This window comes from Psychrobacter sp. SC65A.3 (assembly GCF_025642195.1).
In the GTDB taxonomy this organism is placed as follows: Bacteria; Pseudomonadota; Gammaproteobacteria; order Pseudomonadales; family Moraxellaceae; genus Psychrobacter; species Psychrobacter cryohalolentis.
This window is the reverse complement of sequence record NZ_CP106752.1, coordinates 1,703,443-1,726,996: the sequence shown is the minus strand read 5'-3', so window position 1 is coordinate 1,726,996 and position 23,554 is coordinate 1,703,443. Positions and strand designations below refer to the sequence as shown.

Genomic DNA, 23,554 nt, shown 5'->3' with positions numbered 1-23,554 from the left:
CAAAACGGCTATTTAGCTCTCGCTTGCAACCGTTTTGTTTTCTTCAGAGAACGCGGCATCTAAAGCTTGTTGTACTGCGTTAATACGAGTCTCGCAAATGCGATAAGCGGCAATCGATTCTTCAACAGTGGTCATGAGATTATCAATATCAGGCTCATCTTGTTGCTGCAATTCAGCAGCATTGGTTTTTAAGATATCGTAGGCCGCCTTAAAAGTTTTTGGGGCGGCTTTTTTGCGTTTGCGAGTAGGGGTGCTCATAATGTTTCCTAATAGTAAAAATCAAAATAGATAGATAAATAACGGTTGCGGATATTCTGTACTGCTAGACGATTAAGAGGATGCGTTTGCAGATTCTGGCGTTTTATCATCAACATAGACATCAATAATCTGTGCTTTTGCTTTACCGTCTTTTAGGACGATATGAATGGTCTGCTCCGGGTAAAGCTGGTTGCTACTGGTCAGTATTCGTTGGTCCTGTTCATCAGTCAGCATGCTATAGCCCTGCTTAAGTACGCGTGACGGTCGATGCAAGAGTACAATATCACGCAGATGTGCGCTATCACGCTTTGCTTGTATTAACTGCTGCTGAGCACTTTGCATAATAATTTTCTGATGATTTTTACTATAAGTAGAGGCGAGTGAAAGTTGTTGATAAGCAGAGGCTTGAGTCTGTATATGCAGCTGGCTTGCTTGTCTGGCAGCTTGTTTCACTTGACGATGTGCACTTTGTTGGATACTACGCCACGCATAAGCACTGTCTTTTTGTAGTGCCGTTAATTGACCAATGGTTTGCGATTGTATTTGGCTCAATTGGCGCGCAGTTTGTTGTTCAGCTGTATTTAATTGACGCTGAGCAGCTTGTTTGATCTGCATTTGATATTGCAGTGTCTGAGTGACCAGCTGTGCTAAATGCGCCATGATAGCCGCAATGACTTTTGATGGCGTATCAAAGCTGGTATGTGCCACTTCATCTAAGATAACTTTGTCACGCTCATGACCAATCCCAACCCAAACAGGGACAGGTTGCTCAGCGACTAAAGCAGCAAGCTCATAATCGTTAAGGTAAGCCAAATCACCAACAGCGCCACCACCACGGATAATTACTAATAAATCTGGCAGGCGCTGATAAGTATTTTCAAATTGCTGCTGAGCACTGATGATTGCTTGACGAATCTCTGCTGGGGCATGATTACCTTGAAAAGTGGCGTTATGATAATGGAAATGACAAGCGCCTGTACTCGCGAGTCTATTGGCGTCCGCTTGAAAATCGCCTAGCCCTGCGGCTTTTTCAGGAGCGATGACCAACACATGCTCGATATCAAACGGAGTTGGCAACTGCTGATTCAGGTTTAATAATCCTTCACCTGCCAAGCGGTCAACCATCTCAGCATATTGACGCGCTAAATCGCCTAACGTATAGCTTGGGTCAATATCTTCAATGGTGAGAGAGAAGCCGTATTGCGCATGGAAACCTGCCGATACCTTTAATAAAACCGTCAAATCACGGTCCAGTGGCATACCCGTTGCGCGCTCAAACTTGGCTAAAACCCGCGCCGCTTTAAAGCGCCATAGATTGCCACGGCAGCTGGCAATGACTTTACCGTCGTCATCTTTTTCTGCCAATTCAAAATAATAATGCCCACCTTTGCTAGATAAGTTTCGTATCTCAGCTTTGACCCAAACACGGTGATTAAAAGTTTGCTTGATCACCATATCGACCGCTGATAAGTAATCACTAAGGCGCAGGACAGTATCTTCTAAGTTACCCTCTAGACTGTTTTCTTGTTCTGCCAACTCCGCCTCCAAGGTCGCTAAATCTTTGGCAGGCGCTAATACTTTAGTGTGCTTGGTATTTGACAGGTTGGGTTTGCGCATAATAATAGACCAAAGATAGTGAGGGCTTAGAGACCAGCTAGGTGACGTAAAAGATAAGATAGGGTAGTTTAACCTAAAAGCCTCTACACAAAAAGCAAAGCCAACAAGCAGCGATTGATATTGTATCTTTATCGCAAGCTTATTGGCTCTAAGTTATCGCTAATACACTACATATATAACTACAGCTTTATGACATGACTTACTGACAGCGGAAACTGATCATATACTCATAGTCATCATCACGTGATAAATTTGGTGAGCCTGTGCCAAGGATGGTACCGAGCACGGCACTCGCTTGACCAATCATACGCCCTGTACTCTCATTTAAGATGCCATTATATTTCACTTGATCCTCAACGATAATCACCTGTTTGCCTCGGCAAGTAGTCTTAGCACTATCTAGTGCGTTTTGCTGAGCTTTTATCTTGGTCTTGGCAATACCAGTTGTTTCATAAATAGAGTTGGCACGTTGAATAACTGGCGATGAAGGCGTGGTTTGACAGGCACTCAAAGTGAGGGCCGCGACTAAGGTGGCTGCTAAAGTAGCCGTTTTATTAAAAGTCTTCATAAGTATTTCCTAATTCCGGTAAAGTAAAAATGAAAGCATGAACCTAAAAGTGACAGATATAGTTAAAATATCTCAAAAACGCTACAGTGCTGCTGGTATAAATTTTTTGCAGCCTCTGTCTGCATAGGCACAGCAAGCAAGAAAAATTAATATCAGCAGTACTTGATGTATCGATATTACTTTTCTCTGACTATAGATATGTTAAAGCTTTTATCAAACGATGAATTTACCCTATTGATATATTGAGTGTCTAGACGGTTATTGTGTTCGATATTGCGCTTGTATTACCTACCGAAATAGACAGCGATAAAGGTGCGCTAAGTTTGCCCAAAAGTCATAAGTAATGTCTGTCTGAAGCAATATCTGTCTGCTATATTTTTTGACAATTTTCTATGATTAATAGTAAAAATTCGACAGATAGCGGCAATACACAGCAAATCACTTGAAATATAAACCATATCTAGGATAATTGAGCTATTCATTCCTAACTAATAAGTATTATATGCAATTGATTCCCGCTCCTGCTGGCGTGTTAGAAGTTGACGCGCTTTGGCAACAAGACAATTCTAATAACCCAAATACGGATACCGTTGCGCTGCTTTGCCATCCCAATCCGTTGTTCGATGGCACGATGAATAATAAAGTGGTGACGACCATGTACCGCTTTGCTCGTGATAATGGTATGCACGTGGTACGTTTTAACTTTCGTGGTGTTGGACAATCGACCGGTGAGCATGATTATGCTGATGGGGAAGTAGTTGATGCAATGACCGTGCTACAATGGATTGCTGAGCAAACTCCGGCACGCAAATTGTGGCTTGGCGGCTTCTCCTTTGGTGGTTATGTGACGGCGCGTGTGGCTGAGCAAGTGCTAGTGTCGCCGCATATATGGGGACTGGATGATTTTGAGATATCTAAGATTGCTCTCATTGCTCCCTCAGTCGAAAAAAATGACAGCAGTGATATAGACTTACCCGCCGATAAAACCTTTGAGATTTATGGTAATGCAGATGAAGTCATCGACCCTGATAATATGCAAGAATTTGCTGATCGACTGGGCATTCCTGTGAGCGTTGTTGATGGCGCAGGACACTTTTTTCATGGGCGTTTGTCTGAGCTGAAAAAGCTTTTGGAGCAGCATACGTATAACGGCGACATATAGTATTAGCTACAGAGCGCTTAATACCCTTTAAGCTACCTAAAATAGCTTTGCGCTAATCAGTATTGTTAAGAGTTAACGGATTATTTTTACAACCTTAAGCTGTGTTAACCTAAAGAATGGTTGTGATAAGCCATTCTGATAAACCAGTTGCTACTATCTCAGTGTAAAAATCATAAGTTAGTAGCGATTGTCGGTATTAATACTTTATTCTGATATTTATTTTGTTTAATGATGAGTCGTATTATGAGTTTATCTCCCTTACAGCGTTATGAGCAAGCCATCAGCACGGATGAGTTTACTCGTGATGAGCAGCAGTATTTGGCGATGAGTTACTTGGATGGTCTTTACCATCAGCTCAATGATAACGCGGTACAGAAAAAAGGCTTTTTTAGTTTTTTAAAAGCAAAGCCTGTTGCACCCAAAGGTTTGTATATGTGGGGCGGGGTAGGACGTGGTAAAACATGGATGATGGACATGTTTTATGATTCATTGACCATTGAGCGCAAGATGCGTCAACATTTTCATCATTTTATGCAGCGGGTACATCAAGAGCTACATAAGCTCCAAGGCGAGAGTGATCCGTTAGAAAAAGTCGCTGATATCATCTATGCTGAAGCGGTGATTATCTGTTTTGATGAGTTTTTTGTCTCTAACGTCTCTGATGCGATGATTTTGGGTGATTTGTTCACCATGCTATTCAATCGCGGTATTACCTTGGTAGCGACATCAAATATTGAGCCATCTGGACTCTATAAAGATGGCTTGCACCGAGATCGCTTTATGCCAGCTATTGCCGAAGTTGAGAAGCATACCAGCGTTATGAATATCGACTCCGGTATTGATTATCGCTTGCGTGTGCTGCAACAAGCTGAGCTATACGAGTCGCCCATGACCAAAGCCAATCATCACTGGCCCGCCAACCGTTTTGCCAGCTTGTCTAACAATCAAAAATTCAGCAATGAGCCTATCACTGTTAATGGTCGTGAAATCAGGATTAATGCGCGTACCGATGACATCTTATTTTGCGACTTCCGTCATTTATGCATGGAGCCGCGGTCGGCATCTGATTTTATTGAAATCGCTAAGCAGTTCAGCACCGTACTTATCAATGCCGTACCAGCGCTCGATGATGATTTGCGGGATCCAACACGACGTTTTATTTATTTAGTTGATGAGTTTTATGATCGCCGTGTCAAATTATTGGTGCGCGCGCAACAGCCGATTCTTGAGTTATATCAAGGACAAAAACTGGCGTTCGAGATTGAACGTACACGTTCGCGCCTGCTTGAGATGCAGTCAGAAGATTATCTGAAAATGGAGCATCGTACTGAAGATTCGGATGCAGCATAGATTTTATTCAATTCTTTAAATATTAAAAACCAGTTGTTGTCCAATACTGTTGGCTACTCTATAACAATATAGCAGCAGCAGCTGGTTTGTTTCTACTTATATCCCATAAAACTATAATAATATTACCTATAACAGGCAAATGTGCCTAACTGCTAAACACTTATAATAATGAATAAGGATAGACCATGAGTACCTCTGAAAAGAGTCACGACCATAATAATGATGAGCCAAACAATACCGAAAGTCCGATAGTAACCAACTCACAAGTGACCGATGAACAACTGATCAATTGGATTAAATCGAGGCGCAGTATTGGTAATCTGAGTATCCCTGCACCGACAGAAAGCCAGATAAAAGCCGCTATCGATTGTGCAGTGACAGCCCCAGATCATAAGAAACTACAGCCGTGGCGCTTTATCGTCACACAGGGTAATGCTCGTCATGAGCTAGGTCGTGCATTTTTGGTGGCAGCTGAAGCCAAAGCAGCACAAGAAGGCGATACCCTATCTGAAAAAGAGCGACAAAAAACTTATAATATGCCATTACGTGCACCCGTTATTATTACTGTCGTCACACAAATGCAAGTGCATAAAAAAGTACCATCCTTTGAACAGATGCTTAGTGCGGGTGCGGCAGTTCAAAACCTCATCTTAGCGCTAAAGGCACAAGGTTTTAGTACGGTGTGGCGTACTGGACTACTTTGTAATGAGCCTGCTGTTAAAGCATATTTTGATGTAAGTGCAGATGATTATGTCACGGCTTTTGTTTATACCGGCAGCAGCCCTTGTGATATGCCAACGCGCAAGCCGATTGATATTGAACCACTGATGCGCTTTGATCAATAAAAGTCTTTATTGCATAATATAGTGGGCAACCAAGGGCATAGCTAAATAATGACTTAACGAGAATGGCTGTTTGGCTGAGCTAGTAGCCTAAAAAATACTGTTAATTTGTACAAATAATTGTTCATACATTTTGCTGCGCTCACTGTATACTCAGCATAAATGAATTTATCACAAAGTCAGTCAATTCGGATAAAACATATGATAAGCGCTAATGACAAAAGCACAGATACCAACGTAGACAGCACTCAAGCTGAGCAAAAAGTGGCTGAAAAACAAAATAAATTGTTGTCTGGTATCATTGATCGTGCCACCAAATCTAGTCTTGGACGTAAAAAATTAAATCCAAGTGTGGTGGAATCTGCCGTAGCAAAAAAAATGGAAGAGATACATAAAAATCCGACCAAGCTGCGTTTAGTGGTATTAGGCGGCGGTAGCTTTGGCACCGCCATGGCAAACTTAGCGGCACGCAATGGCTGCGATACCACGTTGTGGGTGCGCAACAAGCGTACGGTCAAAGCGATGGCAAAATCGCAAATGAATAAAAAATACCTGCCAGGCTATAAGCTTGATGACCGCCTAAAATACAGTCATGAGCTGCAAGCCGCAGTCAAAGATACGGATATTATCTTCATTGCCGTACCGGGATTGGCGTTTCGCGAAACGCTTAAAAGTATCGCCCCTTTTATTAGTGGGCAGTCTATTGTTTCTTTGACCAAAGGGATGGAAAAAGACACTTTTTCCCTGATGAGTGACATCATCAAAGACGAGCTACCTGAAGTAAATTTTGGCGTGATGTCTGGTCCAAATCTTGCTATAGAAATCATGAAAAATATGCCATCTGCTACGGTAATCGCTAGTGAATCTGAACCATTACGTCATGCCGTACAAGCGGCATTACATAGTGCATTCTTTAGAGTATTTGCTAGTGATGATATCCGCGGTGTTGAGCTTGGCGGCGCGCTAAAAAATATTTATGCCATTGCTATGGGTATGGCAGCTGCTTACGAGGTTGGTGAAAATACCAAAGCCATGATATTGACCCGTGGCTTAGCGGAAATGAGTCGCTTTGGTGTACATGCCGGTGCCAATCCGCTGACCTTTTTAGGGCTATCAGGTGTCGGGGATTTGTATGCCACTTGTAGCTCGGAGTTAAGTCGTAATTATCGTATCGGTAATATGCTTGGTCGCGGGATGACGATTGATGCAGCGGTCAAAAAATTGGGACAAACTGCTGAAGGGGTGAATACCATTCAGCAAGTACATGAAAAAGCCACTAAAGAAGGCATTTATATGCCTATTACTCATGCGTTACATGCCGTCATTTATGAAGACAAAGCGGCGCTTGGTGTTGCCCTGCATTTGATGGAAGCGGGTTTCCGTAGTGATGTTGAATTTGTCATGGAGCACGACCACAGTAATGCTTCGCTGACCGCGCAAATGCAAACTGCAAACAGTCAATCAAAAGAGGATAAAAGTAAGCAGGGTAATAAATAGTAAGAGGTTGTTAGCGCAATAGCAATAGTGTGTCATTAAAAGAGAGTTACTTATAATTTGAACTGGCGATATAACAACAATAAAAAAGGCTGATAACTTATGAAAATTGTTTTGATGCGCCATGGTCAAGCAGAAGACGAGACGCGTCCCGATAGCGCCCGCCAGCTGACGGATTTTGGTCAGCAGCAAGCAAAGCAGACCGCAAAATATATCACTACGCATTATCATCCCGATTATTTTTTGGTCAGTCCTTATGCGAGGGCACAGCAAACACTGGCAGAACTCCAGGCACAACTGCTTACTGTTCCATCGAGCATACAAGACAATCTCACGCCGTCTGACGATGCGCGTCAAGCGTTGAATGAGATTGCTGACATTGAAGCTAAGTGTCTGGTGGTGGTTTGTCATATGTCTATCGTTGCTTATATCGCAGGGTTACTAACCAATGACTATCCTGAGTCTTTTTCCTTGGCAGAAGCACGTGTGTTTGAGATGGATTTTGTGATGGCAGGTATGGCACGCGAGATTGCCCGCTTTGTACCGGATCAGCCTTATTAATCTAAGTTATTATTGATGGTTAATAATAGTGCTGCTGTTGATGGTCCTAAATAATCTGCATTTTAGCTAAACGATAGCTTTGATATATTATGGCTTTAATAATTGAGGACACATTTGGTGTTACATGTTTGGTTAAGAGCGCAGCACAGTCCACTAGCGGTCTGGCATGAAGACAGTCAACACTGGCAGTTGGTCGAGGGTTGGCAGCAGCTACAGGATATCTATAGTCGCTATAAAGCAAATAGCCAAAAAGCCATTTGTCTTTATTTTCCATCTACCCATATGCTACAAGTCGATACGGAGCTAAACAGCACTCAGCTTAAGCAGTTAGGCAGTAGTGGCAAACAGTACTTGTTTGAAGAGACGTCTTTAACGCCTGTTGAGCAATTGGCTATTCGGCAAATGAGTCATAACAACACGCATCATCTGTATGCGCTGGCACAAAGTGATATCGAGTTATGGCAACAAAGCGCAAAGCTTGCTGGCATGAATATCGTTGCTTTATTGCCTGATTTTCTATTACTGCCACTGCCAGAAGAAGGGGCTGGGCAGCAAATCACCCTATATCAAGACAAAGAAACCGTGTTGCTTCGCCAATCTTTATATCAAGGTATGGCAGTCAGCTATCTACCGTTAATCTTTGAGCGTTTTCCGCATTTAAGCGAGGTCTTGATAGTACCTGCCATTGATAACGCTGTTTACGTTACCAGCGACATTTCTGATGCCATTGCTACTGATATCATTATGACTGATAATGAGCTTGCTAATCGAACTGAGATTGAAAACTCTATAGTAGCAGGCAGCTTTACCGCGATTACAGCTGACATGATAGCTGAGCATCAACTGTTATTAACCACACTAGTGACGACGCCAAAACCACTTGATAACGCAGAGCGTCATGCGCTGAACTTTTTTGTTAAGTCAACGGATTCGCAGTTGTCGCCTTATCTTCGTGTGGCGCTGATGGTGGCGTTATCGGCACTGGTATTGCAGATGGCGACTGATGCGGTGCAGTGGTATCAATATAATGAGGCAACAACTGCGACTAAGACTGAGATTGTGACACAATATCAGTCTTGGTTTCCAAATGAGCCACTCAGTACGCGTACCAAACTACAAGTTCAATTAGAGCCAAAATTGCGTAGCGATAGCCAAGCAACCGCGTCACATATTGCAGTCCTTTCGCGTATATCCCCTTTGATTAAACAGTCGTCATTAAAGGCGCAAGCATTGCTTATGCAGCCTTCAGCACTTAGCTTTACGTTGATTGCTCCTGATCGCGGCAGTCTTGATCAGTTTACTGCTACACTCGTCGCGCAAGGTCTAACGGCAAAACTAGAGCAAGTGAATGGCAATGAGCAAGGGCAGTTTAGCGGTCAAGTAACGGTCAATGTTATAGACAACAACAGCAGTGTCGGCAATAAAGGGTAATGATGAAAATACTACAGCGCCGTACCAAACGTAGCACAACGATGCTGCAGACAAGGGCATTATCAGCGCGAATGACTGGCTATCAAAACCTGCTATTTATACGCTGGCAAGCACTGTCTTCTCGTGACCAGTTGGCTTTGCTATTATTGTCTGCTTTTTTACTACTGTTTGTTGGCGGTTACGGCGGTTATAGTATTCATCAGGCAGCCAATAATAGCAAAAACGAGTATCAAGAGCAGGTTGCTGATTATTTTTGGTTACGTGCTCAAGCAGGTAATATAGATAGTAATGCGTTAGCGGCTGCCAATACTACTGATGGTGCAGAAGCAATACCTGCTGCTAGTAGTGTCAATGCGCTGTTGACTAATTCAGGCATTGTAGATGCGCAAGTAATTGTTAATGGTGAGACGGTACAACTGAGCTTTAACAATCCGAGTCAAGCAGTGGTGAGTGCTGCCCTTGGTAAGCTTGAACAACAAGGCTGGCAATTCACTCAGTTGTCTATGCAGCAAGATTTGCTCACTAAAGCGATTCAGGTTCAGGCTACCGTTACCTCATCATAAAGGGGCAAGGGGCTAGGAGCATTGGGATAAAGTTTACTCAAAAGTAGCCAATAGCTTTTATGCTAACAAACCCATTTATACAGCAGACCTTATTGAAAAAGTACTTCTTAGACACTATAAAATAGCTATAACAAATGTTTCACTTTAAAATTCATGCCTCATTTATGTGTAGGGTTTTATAATCAGCACAATATGCTATGTATGCCATGACAGGTGATCATATAAATAATCCGATGAGTGATAATATGAATAATAAACAAAGCCGCTCTTTAGTAACTTATAACCACATTACGTATTTATTATATGTACTCAGTTATTTTACTGCCGGTTTGCTGTGGATTGTGCCTATCTTTATGAATTATGCCAAACGTCGTGATGCTGATGGCACATGGCTTGCCACGCACTTTGACTGGCAAATTAAAACATTTTGGTACAGTATTGTGTGGTTTATCGTTGGCATTGGCATCATTACTTTTGCTCTTGGTAGTTTTGGCGTTAGTATGATGGCGGATAGCGGTAACATCGCTGTCGGCTCGGTATTACTAGCAAGCATTGGTTTTATTATTATGGGTGTTGCCTTTATTTGGCATTTATACCGTATCGTGCGAGGCTGGATTGCTTTAGCGGATGGTCGACCTGTTCCTTAATAATTGAGCTGTATTTTAATATAGAGAGTAGATAGCTATAGTCGATTCCAAATAAAATAGATACGCTATATTGCAACGCGGAACTGGAATAAATTTTTCTGGCGTGCTGTGCCTACGCCGATAGAGGCTGCGTAAAATTTATTCCAGTCCCGCTGTATCGTTTTAATACTGAATTCACTATATATTCTCTATAGTAAAATTGGCTGATGAAACTTTGGTCTTATTTCGACTAAGCTGATATAATCGCTGCGCTTGACCACATTGGTTTTCTTTATTCATTTTCACTTTCAAGCAGGGTCTGTCGTTACTATGTCTTATGCCTTACTTCGCCCTTTTTTGTTTAATATGGACCCTGAACACGCGCATGAAATGACCTTATCCTTATTGGATAAAGCTCATAAAGCGCGTGTTTTAGGTTTGGTTTATGGTCAATCTATGCAGCCAACTGATTGCATGGGCTTGCAGTTCTCTAATCCTGTTGGTCTCGCTGCTGGGCTAGATAAAAACGGCGATTATATTGACGCCTTAGCTGAACTTGGTTTTGGCTTTATCGAAGTAGGCACGGTCACCCCAAAGCCGCAAGCCGGTAATGATAGACCACGTTTATTTAGGCTCAAACAAGCAGACGCCATTATTAACCGTATGGGTTTTAACAATGAAGGCGTCGACTACCTCATTGAAAATGTGCAGCGCTGTAAATACAAAGGCAATATCGGCATTAATATCGGTAAAAACGCTGCAACGCCAGTTGAAAAAGCGGCTGATGACTATGTTTACTGCTTAGAGCGTGTTTACCCACATGCTTCCTACATCACTGTCAATATCTCTTCGCCAAATACTGCAAATTTACGTGACCTGCAAAGCGGAGAAGCATTAACTCATTTGTTAGATGCGATCAAAAACCGCCACAGTCAATTGGCAACAGAATACGGTTTTTATGTGCCATTGGTTCTTAAAGTCGCGCCTGATTTAGATCCAATACAGGTAGATTATATCTCTCAGCAACTGCTGGATTTCGAGATTGATGGTTTGATTGCGACCAATACCACATTGAGCCGCGTAGGCGTCGAAGATTTGCCCGATGGCGATCAAGCAGGCGGTTTATCAGGTCGTCCGGTCAGCCACATTAGTACGCAGATTTTACAACAATTCTCTGATCAGCTGGATGGTAAAGTGGCATTGATTGGGGTCGGCGGTATCGATAGTGGCGCTAAAGCTGTCAAGAAAATCGAAGCGGGCGCAGATATGGTTCAGCTTTATTCAGGGCTTATTTACAAAGGGCCTGGACTTGTACAGTCTTGTATACAGTCTATCGGTGGTTATTACGACGCGATGGAAAATTAATTTAAGCTATATGGCTTACATTAAAAGTATGAAGGCTTGTTATCTAATACTTAATTCAATACCTGATACAAAAGATATAAAGTAACGAGGCGGTAAACATGAGTGGTTTAGACATTGTGATTGCTGTTGTGGTGCTAATAGGCTTATGGCGCGGCTTTCAAGTGGGTCTGATTAAGACGGCAGTTGGTTTGGTCGGTTGGTTTATCGCTCTTATTGCAGCAAGTCGATTGGCCGCTTCCGTAGCACCGCAGTTATCGAGTATCATCCAGAACCCTGTCTTACAGATGGCTGCTGCTTTTTTATTGGTAGTGATTGCGATATTGGCTATCATGCACTTGGTTGCTTTTGTCTTTTCAGGTGTCTTAAAAACTTTACGTTTGGGTGTACTTGATAAGATGGCAGGTGGCCTATTAGGTGCTGCTAAAAATGTGCTGATGGTTTTAGTGATTCTTAGCATCAGTGCGCCACTATTGGTACAAATGCCGCAGTGGCAGACATCTGTACTGGCACCTGAGCTATTACCTTATGCGCCTGTCGGTAAAGCGCTCGTCTCAGATATGTTTGGGATGGCTTGGGATCAGGTCAATCAATCATAAGGGTTGAATAAAAAGCTATTCAACCGCATCTAATATTCGTAAAATACCATCCATCAATTATCAATGCTTAATCAACAACCGTTTGTGTCATAGATCACTCTCTTCTTAAAAAGATTTTAATCTTAGCAAACATCATCAGCTTGGCGGCATATGATAGGTCACAAACTAAAGCGATTTTATCAGTAGTAATGCCGTTATTGTGTTTTTAATGTGTGGTTCAAATTCAAAATAGGATACAACTATGTGTGGAGTCGTTGGGGTCGCAGCTCATGAGCCGGTCAACCAAATTTTGTATGATGCCTTAACCATGTTGCAGCACCGTGGGCAAGATGCGGCAGGTATTGTGACTTTACAGGATGGACGTTTATATTTACGCAAAGAAAACGGCATGGTACGTGACGTTTTTATGAATCGCCATATGTTAAAGCTGGTCGGTAAATTCGGTATCGGTCATGTGCGTTATCCAACTGCTGGAACGTCAAGCAGTGCTGAAGCGCAGCCTTTTTATGTCAACTCGCCTTACGGTATCACGCTGGCACATAATGGTAACTTGACCAATGCTGAGAGCTTGGCGAAGTCGCTTTATCAAGAAGATCGTCGTCATCTAAATACCGACTCAGATTCTGAGGTTTTGCTCAATGTGTTGGCACATGAAATGCAAAATCTAGGCAAAACTCATCCAACGCCTGCTGACATCTTTGAAGCAGTGACAGCGGTTTATGGCCGTGTTGAAGGCGCTTATGGCGTAGTTGCTTTGATTACTGGTCATGGTTTGCTAGCATTTCGTGATCCAAACGGCATTCGTCCGCTTATCTTTGGTAAGCGCATGGCAGCTAATGGCGGCACAGAATATATGGTGGCATCAGAATCGGTTGCTCTGACCGGTTCAGGTTTTAGTATTGTTCGTGATGTTAAGCCAGGCGAAGCTATATTTATTGATTTGGACCATAAATTGCATACGCATCAGTGCGTTGAGCAAAAAGAATATACACCTTGTATCTTTGAATATGTGTATTTTGCCCGTCCAGATTCTATTATGGACAATATCTCCGTTTATAAATCACGCCTACGTATGGGTGAAAAACTGGCCGATAAAATCCTTGCTGAATGGGGTGAAGATCATGATATCGATGTGGTCATTCCTATCCCTGATACCTCGCGTACCTCAGCGATGGAGCTAGCGCTAAAGATGAATATCAAGTACCGTGAAGGGTTTATGAAAAACCGCTATATTGGTCGTACTTTTATCATGCCAGGTCAGCAGCAGCGCAAAAAGTCAGTGCGTCAAAAGCTAAGTGCAGTGCCACTTGAGTTTAAAGGTAAAAATGTCCTTTTGGTTGATGATTCAATCGTCCGCGGTACAACCTGCCATGAGATTATCCAAATGGCACGCGATGCAGGCGCGCGCAAGGTATTCTTTGCCAGTGCAGCGCCACCGGTTAAGTATCCAAATGTCTATGGTATTGATATGCCAGTGCGTAGCGAACTTATCGCGTCAGGACATAGCGTTGAAGAAGTGCGTGATATCATCGGTGCTGACCGCTTAATTTTCCAAGATTTGGACGATTTGATTGAAGCGGTCAAAGATACTAAGCATAGTAAAGTTGAAGGTTTTGATTGTGCCGTATTTAATGGCTGCTACATCACTGGTCAAATCAATGAAGCGTATCTTGAGCATCTGCAAGAGCAGCGTAACGACACTGCTAAAAAGGGTAAAAAAGGGGTACAAATAGTCGCTGATACGCCAGTAGATATGATGGGTGTAGAAGAACTTTAAGCTTCTTTATATCTTAAAATAAAGTAAGTAAAAAAAGGCTGGATTCTCAATGAATTCAGCCTTTTTGCTATTAAATTTATTGTCAAAATATATAGTTTTAAGAGTGATTCTTTAGATTAAAAAAGCATTAAACAACCATAAAAAGCCATTAATCGCAGTGATACCGACCACCATGCTGACCAGTAATTGACGGCTAATATGATAGACAAACAATACCAATAATAAAGCGCCAATTTGTGCCATTATTAAATGCATCTCCGCACTATTGATACCGGTACTTTGTGACAAACCTTGATAAGACAAGCTGGTTAAGATTAGTAATACCATTACAGACAGCGGTAAACTTTCATTTAATCGATGCAGCCAAGGCGTATCCAGTAGCTTTTTGGGTATTAAAGCGGGTAGAGCGCGGGTAATAAAAGTCACTGCTGCCATCGCGAACGTTGCAAAAATCAGATAACTACTGCTCATTACTGCCTCCTTGCACACTGCGCTGCACCCAAACTCCACGGACTAAAATCATAAGCATACAAATCGTAATCGCTACCAATAATAACCAGTTACTGGTAAAAAACGAGGCGATAACTAAAGCAATGACAGCAATAATAATAGGGAAATAGCGTTTGATACTTTGGAATTGCTCATAAGCTAAAATCGCAAACAGACACACCAAGGCAAAGTCTAAATGTGGCACCAAATCACTCAGTGCACTACCAATCATTACACCAATCGCACCAGCTAATACCCACCAGCTTTGATTGAATAAGCTTATGGGCACTATCAACGCTTGTCGTGATTCATTCGGCAAACTGGTCATCACCGAAAAAGTTTCGTCAGTTAGAGCAAACAAGCAATAGGTCTTGGCTATTTTATTTTTTGGGAGATATTGTAATAATGGCATGCCATAAAAAACATGACGCAAGTTAATAGCAGCAATATTGGTTGCGATATTGCCAATCGGTAATCCAGCACTTAACATTGGTAGGCAGGCATATTGAGCGGCGCCCGCATATAACACTACGCTGAGCATAATCGTTGCCCATACTGGTATACCGGCAACTTGCGCAAGCACACCAAAGGCGATGCCCGCTGGCAAATAACCCATGGCGACTGGTAAGCTTTTTTTAAAGCCTTCTGCCCAGTCATAGCCCTGTACCTGAGTTTGATTGATCTCATTTGATTGAGTATTCACGTCACATCCTAGTTTTTACCATTGTTGTTTATTATTAAATTTTAAAAGGAGCTTAATAGTGTAATGCTGATCGTTCAATGGTCAAGTTGGAGTTTTTCATAGCTGCCAGTTTGATGAGCACGGTATAGAAATCCAGCAAGTATCAACATTCTTAGCAACAATAAACACCATACGCTGAGCCAGATGCCCGTCATAGCCCACTGCTGATAAAGCAACCAACTCAATGGGAAAAAGATAGCCGCTAATATAAGGGCTGCATTGCGAATAATGCTACCTGCTGTTAAACCAAAAAATATTCCGTCTAACCAGTAAGCACCAACCCCGACAAGTGGTAACAGGACAGCATATAAATGATAGTCGTAAGCGAGCGTAAAGACCGGTTCGATATTGGTCATAAACTGTAAATATGTGGGCATGGCAAGCCACCATATCGCACTTAGCAGGATAGCAAGACCATAGCTCACGATGCCGGTACGCTTCACAATAATGCGAAAGCGCGACCAATCTCGTCGACCCGCTACTTGTCCACTTAACGTCTCAGCAGAGACTGCCACCCCGTCAAGGGCAAAGGCTGAGATGCTTAATACTTGTAATAAAATAGCATTGGCAGCGAGTATGACGTCACCGCTTTGAGCAGAGAGTCGAGTAATCCAAGCAAAGCTTAATGTTAAAATAAGCGTACGAATAAAAATATCTTTATTTAATGAAAATAGCCTAAGCATCTTATCTTTATTAAAATGCTGCGGATCAGCAGTAAATAACGCCTGCCAAGAGATTTTCAAATGTAGACGACTTAACCATAATGCCAATACTACGCCCAGCCAGAAGGCAATCGCTGTACCCAATGCAACACCGACCAAGCCCATATCCATTGCAAAGACAAAAAATAGTGTCAGAATGATATTAATTATGGCGATAAAACCTTGTTGATATAGCATATAACGGGTCTTGCCTTGACCTGCAAACCAGCCAATAAAAGCAAAGTTCATTAGCTCAGCAATCACACCCCAAAAGCGCACATCTAAATAGGTCTTTGCTGCATCGCCGCTATCAGGATTGGCGGCAAGCGCTTGTAGACCAAAATCAATGAGCCAAGGTTTTACCAGTAGTAAAACTGCACCAATCATAAATGCCAAAACCAAAGCGCGTTGCAAGATGGACAACAGCGGTGATTGCTGACTAGGATTATTCTTTAGAGTATCGTTATGAGCGGTATTTTTATTAGCCAGCTGTCCTAGCGCCTGTGCCGAAAGTCCAGATGAAGCATATTGCAAAAAGTTAAAACTGACGAGCAATAGTGATAGCAGTTGTACTGCAAGCCCGATACCAGCAAGTTTTGCCGTATCATTCATATTGCCAATAATCGCTGTATCAATGACGCTTTGTAGTGGCATTGCAAGATTTGCCAATAATACTGGCAATGCAATAGCGATAATACGTGCATAGCGAGTATCAATAGGCGGCATAGGACGTGGCGGTAGGATAGATGACATAAGGCAATCGCTTAGATAGGCAGATTAAGAATGCTCATAGGTAGTGCTAAGGATAATAACTTATAGCAGCGCTAAAATTTTTAGGTATTGATTTGATTTTGACCATTATACATAAACAAAAGCACCTAGAGTCTAGGTGCTTTTTTCATGATCACGCTTATCTACTCACTTAATAGAGAATTTACCAAGTGAGCAGGGGTGCCATTATCAATCTTGTTCAAACATCTTTGGATCATTGAAAGTCACGATTTCTTCTTCAAACTCAGGTTTTACTTTGACGATAAAGTCATCACGTGACAGACCCATCGCTAGAGGAATCGAGCTTGCAATATAGGTAGAGGAATAAGTACCAGCAAGTAAACCAATAAACAGTGCCGCTGAGAACCAGAATAAGCCATCACCGCCCAAAAACAGCATTGCTAATACCACTAATAGCACGGTTGAAATGGTCATAATCGTACGGCGTAGTGTCTCTGTTAATGACAGATCAATCGTTTGACGCGGACTGATACCGCGGACACGGCGGAAATTTTCACGGATACGGTCATAGACAACGATGGTATCGTTCAATGAATAACCAATCAATGCCAAGATGGCTGCTAGTACTGTTAGATCGAATGGGAAGCCAAATAAGGCAAAGACACCGATGGTCACGATAGCATCATGGAACAAGGACAATACTGCGCCAAGTGCCAGTTTGAACTGGAAGCGCAGGGCAACATATCCCAGCATACACGCTAGTGCAAGCACAATTGACATGACTGAGCTTAAGTAAACCTCATTACCCACTTGACTACCGATAATATTCACGTTGCTGATTTCAACATCGTTATTAGGTAGCGCTAATGCTTCGCTCAAGCTGGTGTTAAGACCATCGATGTTATCAGATTGAGGCGGCAAACGTATTAGCAGCTCTTGCGAGGTGCCTAGGTACTGCACGACTGCATCATCAAAGCCATTATCTGCCAACGCAGTAACCACATCACCTTGCTCGACAGATTGCTCATAGCGCACATCTGCTGACACGCCACCGGTAAAATCAAGACCAAGGTTTAAGCCATTGACCGCAATTGCAATGATACTACCAATCACCAAAATGATTGATAAAATGCCCATTGGCTTTTCTATCTTCATAAAAGGAATGATACGCTGATCACCAACGGCTTTGATACCGCCTTCGGCATAGGCAGCTGCATCGTCAGCAGCGTCACCCAATGCTAAGTTAGGATCGATAGCAGCAGGCGCGAGCACCTGGCTATCTTTATCAGCGCTTTTGCCACTACGCGGATTTTTATTAGCTGATTTTTTAGCAGTGGCGTTATTGGTTTGGGTATTGCTGCCTTTGCCATCACGGCGCGGCTTTTTACGGCGACGCGTAGTTGCTTCATTATTTAAGCCATTCGGTTCAGGATTGTTCTGTTTTTCTAGAGGATTGTTATTATCGATTGCCATAGTTTTCTCCTAACCGATGCTCAGACGTTTGATAGATTTACGCTTACCATAAGCAATTTGTATCAGTGCACGGGTTACCAAAATAGCCGTAAATAGCGAGCTGACAATACCAATGGCTAAAGTAATCGCAAAGCCTTTAATCGGACCTGTACCAATTGCAAATAAGATAAAGGCGACCAGTAAGGTTGTGATATTGGCATCGAAAATACTACTATAGGCGCGATCAAAACCTGCCACGATAGCTGATTTCGGTCTCACTCCATTAGCTATCTCCTCGCGAATACGCTCAAAAATTAGAACGTTAGCATCGACAGCCATACCAATGGTCAATACGATACCAGCGATACCAGGTAGCGTCAGTGATGAGCCTAAAATGGACATAATAGAGATAATAATAATAACGTTAACTGCTAGAGCAATATTGGCAATCACACCAAACAGACGATAGAAGATAATCATAAATGCAAAGACTAGTAAGTAACCAACCTGCGTAGAGAATAAGCCTTTATCGATATTTTCCTGGCCCAGTGATGGACCAATGGTACGCTCTTCAACAAAATACATCGGTGCTGCTAACGCGCCTGAGCGTAGTAACAATGCAAGCTCAGCGGCTTCAGCGCTACTATCAAGACCGGTAATACGGAATGATGAGCCAAGGACTGCTTGGATATTTGCACGGTTAATGACTTTTGTTTCAGCATATGGCGTCCGAACTTCAGTCGTTTCGCCAGTCGCTGGGTCTTCTTCATAAGCGATGCGCTGTTTATTTTCAATAAACAATACTGCCATTTGTTTGCCAACCGCTGTACGGGTAGCATTCTGCATCAGCTTACCACCAGCACTGTCTAAGGTAATACTAACCTCAGGTGAGCCACTTTCATCAATACCGGTTTGAGCATTAGTAACTTTATCACCAGTGACAATCGCTTGGCGCTCCAATAATACTGGCGGACCATCAAGGGTTTCAAATGGGAACGCTTCAGTACCGGCAGGTGGAATACCGCCTGTATAGTTTTCGGCACCTTCAGCGACCATACGGAATTCAAGATTGGCCGTACGACCAAGGACGCGCTTTGCCTCAGCGGTATCTTGTACACCTGGTAGCTCAACGACGATACGGCTAGCGCCTTGTGATTGTACCAAGGCTTCTGTTACCCCAAGCTCAGCAATACGATTGCGTAGGGTAGTCAAGTTTTGATTGACCGCATAGCTGTTGATTTCATCAAGCGTTGCATCGTTATACGCCAAAATCAGGGCAGGGCCTTGCTCATCAATAGAAGATTGCAGGGCAAAGGTGTTACCCATTGAGCTTTGCAAAACGTTTTGGGCACGGTTACGAGTGTCTGTATCGGAAAAATGCAATACCACGCTACGCTTGTCGTTTTTAATACCTTTAACAGCAATGCGCTCAGCTCTTAGATCTCGTCGAATATCGCGACTGGCACTGGTCAGACGTTGTTCGAGCGCCTTATCCATATCAACTTCTAAGACGAAACGAACGCCGCCACGCAAATCAAGACCAAGTTTCATGGGCTTTGCGCCGATATCACGCAACCACTGCGGCGTTGTCTGCGCTAAGTTCAGTGCGACCACATAGTTCTCACCCAAGTTTTTTCTCAATACTTCCTGAGCTTTGAGCTGATCGACTGGATTGTCAAGACGTACCAATGCGCTGTTACCTTTGAACGTACCATCATGGTAGTTCAAGCCAGCTTCTTTTAACAAGTCTTGTGACTGCGTTAAAATGCCATTAGACAACTGTGTGCCTGCTGCAGCACTGGTAATCTGTACAGCAGGTTCGTCAGGATATAAGTTAGGAGCAGCGTATAGACCGGCAATGATAAGTACGACGGTGATGAGTAGGTATTTCCAAGCGGGATATTGCATAATCACTTCTTTAGGTTGATAAACTACTGGCGACGCAGGCCACAAGTTAGCAGATGGGAAGTTAGCGATAACAATGGTGAGGTGCTTATTTAGCTGCCATAGAAGCCATGATAGTGCACCACTGTAATCATCCGCGATGATAATAAAGCATAAAACGATAAAGCCAAAAATGACCGTAAATAATGTACGGTCATTTTATAATCATTACAACTGTTAATTGATACTGATACAGTAATAGCCAGTCATTATCGTGCTGATTAATTTTAACGATCACATATATCAATTATCAAAGATGTCAATGACGTTTAAACGCTTTCGATAGTACCAGCTGGCAATACTGAAATAACAGAAGCACGTTGTACTTTGATATCTGTATTATTATTTAAGCTTACCACTGCATAATCGCCTTCCAAATGTTTGATACGACCCATCAAACCACCAGCAAATATGATTTCACTGCCGACTGTCAAAGCACTTACCATAGCGCGATGCTCTTTAGTACGTTTTGATTGTGGACGAATCACCAAAAAGTAAAAAATAGCAAAAAAAGCAACTGGTAATAAGATTTGACCGAACAGTGATGCCGCACCGGCAGTTTCAGCAGCGTGAGCGGCTTGGATAAATAACAACATAGTTTCTCTCGACAAGTTATAGATAATAATTAATTTAGACGCATAGTAGCAAAAAATACCAGACTTGGTAACTGTTAATCATAAGCTGGATATGTTTTTCTTAAGCTAAAGGCATGTTGATAGCGCATTACTTTGCCTATCTGACTTTTTAAGCTGTCTACATTATATAGAATCCATTGACTTATAAAACAAGCCCAATAGTAAATAGTTAACATGTCATCAAGCGAAACCCGTATTTCTCTCATTCGCAAATGTGTCGTGATTATTGAAATATATAGCGATTTATTGTGAAATAAGCGCATCAATGCTACTATCGAAAGCAAATAGTCGCCAGTTTTTACAGTAAGATTTAAGCCATTGTGCTGAGCGATATGTGCTCATTTATATATCAAAGATCCAAACCATATCAGATAATATTTTCTATCTGCTTGCCTCTGCTCATGATATATTGTGACTTCCTTTTACTTCTTTGTTTAGGTTACCTAACTTGTTCACCTCTTTTATGTCTGTACCTCGTTTACATCGTTCGCGTGCTTGTCGTAAAGACGCCTCTGCCAAACCTCCCCCGACGATGCGCGGCGATACTCGCTTGAGTATCAAATCATTGTTGGTATTATTCGGGATAACGTTACTGCCGCAAACGGTTTGGGCGGCTGAAGCTTTGGCAGACCCAAGTGCCAGTAGCATACTACTGCTCATCTTATTTGTGGTAGTAGCGATTGGTATCTCATTTATCTGTTCGTTGGCAGAGGCTGCATTGCTCAGTATGACCCCGTCATATATTGCTGACATTCAAGAAACCAATCCAAAAAAAGCAAATATGCTAAAAAGCTTAAAGGTTGATAATATCGATCAGTCTTTGGCAGCTATCTTGACACTAAATACAGTGGCGCATACCTTAGGCTCTATCGGTGCTGGTGCGCAGGCAACGATTGTATTTGGTAGTGCCTGGTTTGGTCTGTTTTCTGCAATCATGACATTGGCGATTTTGTTTTTGTCGGAAATCATGCCAAAAACGCTCGGAACAATATACTGGCGACAACTAGGTGGCGTTGTTGCTTATTTTGTCCGCGGTATTATATTGCTGCTGTATCCACTTATTTGGATATCAGAGAAGTTCACCAAGCTGCTTGTACGCGGTAAAGAGCCGCAGGCGTTTAGCCGTCGTGAGTTTGCCGCGCTTGCCAGTATTGGTGAAGAAGCAGGACAAATCGACCCATTAGAGTCACGTATCATCCGTAACCTACTGGCATTTGGCGCTATTAAAGTCGAAGATATAATGACACCGCGTTCAGTGATGCTGGCGTTTGAAGAAAATAAAACCGTTGCAGAATTATTGGTTGATCGCCCAAAGCTGACATTCTCAAGATTGCCAATTTATGATGGCGATTTGGACAATATCACGGGTTTTGTGTTGAAGACGGACATGCTATTAGCAAAGGTGAATCATGCTGTCGATAGACCATTGACGCAGTTTAAACGCGACATTACTTTTGTTTTTTCAAAGATGAAATTGTTTGATTTGCTTGAGCTGATGCTGAAAAACCGTATACATATTGCCATTACGGTTGGTGAATACGGGGAAGTCAAAGGTTTAGTTACTCTAGAAGATGTGTTCGAAACTCTCTTAGGTCTTGAGATTGTCGATGAGATAGATCGAGTTGAAGACATGCAAGCATTGGCACGGCAAATGATGGACAGACGTGTCGAGCGCTTGGGTATGAAGCTGAGCGATGATGAGCATTATGAAGACTATACGGCTGAGAGTAAGCAGTAAGCAGTAAAAATTTAATCAGTTTTTATTGCGTAAACTACTGATAATTTATCGTATGCTTTTTATAAGATAGCTCATTTATTCAAAAAGCATACTTTGCTGAGGTAGTCGCAATAATTACACAGGGTGTCACATGGCTGTGAGAATTAAGTGATAGGCTAAAAGTATCCTAATAAGAGGCTGCTAGAAATCTAATATAAAAGCACTTGTTAGAAGTGCCTATCAATAGAAATACTCGTTAATCACTGCATCGATTGAAGATACTAGTTCGTCAGTAGTTAAAAGTTCAGGGTATAAGATTTATTGGATATAAGTAGCATTCTATAATTAAATCGTAGCTATTTCATTGTCGTTCAATAGTAATGATTATAAAGCCACCATTAAGGAATATCATGAAACAACTATGGGGAAAAGGGCTATTGGCTCTATTGATAAAAGGTGCCAGCTTGGCGGCAATCGTTGCTGCTGTCAGCACCATAACTATCACTGCGCAAGCAGCAACCATGACTGAAGCCTTGGTACAAAACTACGCAACTGCTATGAAGTCTGCCGCTAATAATCGAAATATTAATCAGGTGGCGCGTTTGGTTTCTGATGAGGCATTGATTTCATTGTCAAGAAAAGGCAAGTCTACCAGTTTGGATAAAGAGGCTTATTTAAAACTGCTGCAAAATAGTTGGGGCAATACCTCAAACTATCGCTATGACATCAATGTTGATAACATTGTAATTTCAGGTGAACAGGCAAAAGCCAATGTAACTACCAATGAAAGCTGGGTCAAAGATGGTCAAAAGGTCTCCTTTGTTACCACTTCAAGAGTGACACTGGCTTTGTCTACTGGTGACGCCATACTTCTGCGTGCTGTATCCCAAGTTACGATTAATTAGTCTTCGTTCAATAATAAAGTCAGCTAA

At 42.3% G+C, this 23,554-nt stretch carries 22 protein-coding genes; 13 read left to right on the top strand and 9 right to left on the bottom strand.

The genetic code is table 11. The annotated features are described in order from the left end of the window. Positions 1-12: 12 nt before the first annotated feature. From xseB to OEG80_RS07295, 3 genes are all read right to left on the bottom strand, one after another. On the bottom strand, positions 13-258 hold the full coding sequence (gene xseB, locus OEG80_RS07305; RefSeq protein WP_020443296.1) for an exodeoxyribonuclease VII small subunit: 246 nt from the start codon (positions 256-258) through the stop codon (positions 13-15). Between the two features lie 72 nt (positions 259-330). Continuing rightward, on the bottom strand, positions 331-1,875 hold the full coding sequence (xseA, locus tag OEG80_RS07300) for an exodeoxyribonuclease VII large subunit (RefSeq protein WP_263240113.1): 1,545 nt from the start codon (positions 1,873-1,875) through the stop codon (positions 331-333). Between the two features lie 199 nt (positions 1,876-2,074). Next, the gene (locus OEG80_RS07295) at positions 2,075-2,443 is read right to left on the bottom strand and encodes a hypothetical protein (RefSeq protein WP_011513429.1); all 369 of its coding nucleotides are present in this window, start codon (positions 2,441-2,443) and stop codon (positions 2,075-2,077) included. A gap of 502 nt (positions 2,444-2,945) precedes the next feature. On the opposite strand from OEG80_RS07295, the gene OEG80_RS07290 reads away from it, so the two are divergent. The 11 genes from OEG80_RS07290 (at position 2,946) to purF (ending at position 14,210) form a co-directional block, all read left to right on the top strand. Continuing rightward, on the top strand, positions 2,946-3,605 hold the full coding sequence (locus OEG80_RS07290) for an alpha/beta hydrolase (RefSeq protein WP_149408493.1): 660 nt from the start codon (positions 2,946-2,948) through the stop codon (positions 3,603-3,605). Positions 3,606-3,848: 243 nt separating this feature from the next. Continuing rightward, complete coding sequence (zapE, locus tag OEG80_RS07285) at positions 3,849-4,955, top strand: cell division protein ZapE (protein WP_263240110.1); 1,107 nt, start codon at positions 3,849-3,851, stop codon at positions 4,953-4,955. Between the two features lie 185 nt (positions 4,956-5,140). After that, on the top strand, positions 5,141-5,800 hold the full coding sequence (locus OEG80_RS07280) for a nitroreductase family protein (protein WP_263240109.1): 660 nt from the start codon (positions 5,141-5,143) through the stop codon (positions 5,798-5,800). Positions 5,801-5,998: 198 nt separating this feature from the next. Further along, positions 5,999-7,294, top strand: a complete 1,296-nt coding sequence (locus OEG80_RS07275) for an NAD(P)H-dependent glycerol-3-phosphate dehydrogenase (protein WP_263240107.1) — start codon at positions 5,999-6,001, stop codon at positions 7,292-7,294. Between the two features lie 99 nt (positions 7,295-7,393). Continuing rightward, the gene (gene sixA, locus OEG80_RS07270) at positions 7,394-7,852 is read left to right on the top strand and encodes a phosphohistidine phosphatase SixA (protein ID WP_263240105.1); all 459 of its coding nucleotides are present in this window, start codon (positions 7,394-7,396) and stop codon (positions 7,850-7,852) included. Between the two features lie 117 nt (positions 7,853-7,969). Continuing rightward, complete coding sequence (gene gspL, locus OEG80_RS07265) at positions 7,970-9,283, top strand: type II secretion system protein GspL (protein ID WP_263242482.1); 1,314 nt, start codon at positions 7,970-7,972, stop codon at positions 9,281-9,283. A 2-nt stretch (positions 9,284-9,285) separates the two neighbouring features. Beyond that, positions 9,286-9,846, top strand: a complete 561-nt coding sequence (gspM, locus tag OEG80_RS07260) for a type II secretion system protein GspM (RefSeq protein ID WP_263240104.1) — start codon at positions 9,286-9,288, stop codon at positions 9,844-9,846. Positions 9,847-10,091: 245 nt separating this feature from the next. After that, complete coding sequence (locus OEG80_RS07255; protein WP_227500764.1) at positions 10,092-10,493, top strand: DUF4870 family protein; 402 nt, start codon at positions 10,092-10,094, stop codon at positions 10,491-10,493. Positions 10,494-10,802: 309 nt separating this feature from the next. Beyond that, positions 10,803-11,837: a quinone-dependent dihydroorotate dehydrogenase gene (locus OEG80_RS07250; protein ID WP_011513438.1), complete on the top strand. Its 1,035-nt coding sequence runs from the start codon at positions 10,803-10,805 to the stop codon at positions 11,835-11,837. 98 nt (positions 11,838-11,935) lie between these two features. After that, positions 11,936-12,433: a CvpA family protein gene (locus OEG80_RS07245; protein WP_011513439.1), complete on the top strand. Its 498-nt coding sequence runs from the start codon at positions 11,936-11,938 to the stop codon at positions 12,431-12,433. A 241-nt stretch (positions 12,434-12,674) separates the two neighbouring features. After that, positions 12,675-14,210 (top strand): amidophosphoribosyltransferase, encoded by a 1,536-nt coding sequence (gene purF / locus OEG80_RS07240; protein ID WP_020443308.1) that lies wholly within the window; start codon positions 12,675-12,677, stop codon positions 14,208-14,210. Positions 14,211-14,321: 111 nt separating this feature from the next. Here the strand turns inward: purF and OEG80_RS07235 are convergent, their stop codons facing one another. The 6 genes from OEG80_RS07235 to yajC form a co-directional block, all read right to left on the bottom strand. Beyond that, a complete protein-coding gene (locus OEG80_RS07235; RefSeq protein ID WP_149408479.1) occupies positions 14,322-14,681 on the bottom strand; it encodes an AzlD domain-containing protein in 360 nt (119 codons plus the stop codon). Beyond that, positions 14,671-15,402 (bottom strand): AzlC family ABC transporter permease, encoded by a 732-nt coding sequence (locus tag OEG80_RS07230; RefSeq protein WP_149408477.1) that lies wholly within the window; start codon positions 15,400-15,402, stop codon positions 14,671-14,673. Before OEG80_RS07230 ends, OEG80_RS07235 begins: the two co-directional genes overlap by 11 nt. Before the next feature lie 74 nt (positions 15,403-15,476). Further along, a complete protein-coding gene (locus tag OEG80_RS07225) occupies positions 15,477-16,895 on the bottom strand; it encodes an MATE family efflux transporter (protein WP_149408475.1) in 1,419 nt (472 codons plus the stop codon). 207 nt (positions 16,896-17,102) lie between these two features. Next, complete coding sequence (gene secF / locus OEG80_RS07220; protein WP_263240102.1) at positions 17,103-18,347, bottom strand: protein translocase subunit SecF; 1,245 nt, start codon at positions 18,345-18,347, stop codon at positions 17,103-17,105. 9 nt (positions 18,348-18,356) lie between these two features. After that, positions 18,357-20,234 carry a protein translocase subunit SecD gene (gene secD, locus OEG80_RS07215; RefSeq protein ID WP_263240100.1) on the bottom strand — a complete coding sequence of 626 codons (1,878 nt, stop codon included), beginning with the start codon at positions 20,232-20,234 and terminating at the stop codon, positions 18,357-18,359. 305 nt (positions 20,235-20,539) lie between these two features. Further along, on the bottom strand, positions 20,540-20,866 hold the full coding sequence (yajC, locus tag OEG80_RS07210; protein WP_011513446.1) for a preprotein translocase subunit YajC: 327 nt from the start codon (positions 20,864-20,866) through the stop codon (positions 20,540-20,542). Positions 20,867-21,368: 502 nt separating this feature from the next. Between yajC and OEG80_RS07205 the strand changes: the two genes are divergently transcribed. Further along, on the top strand, positions 21,369-22,643 hold the full coding sequence (locus OEG80_RS07205; RefSeq protein ID WP_263242481.1) for a hemolysin family protein: 1,275 nt from the start codon (positions 21,369-21,371) through the stop codon (positions 22,641-22,643). 389 nt (positions 22,644-23,032) lie between these two features. Then, positions 23,033-23,527, top strand: coding sequence for a hypothetical protein (locus OEG80_RS07200; RefSeq protein ID WP_011513448.1), 495 nt, complete (start codon positions 23,033-23,035; stop codon positions 23,525-23,527). Positions 23,528-23,554 lie beyond the last annotated feature (27 nt).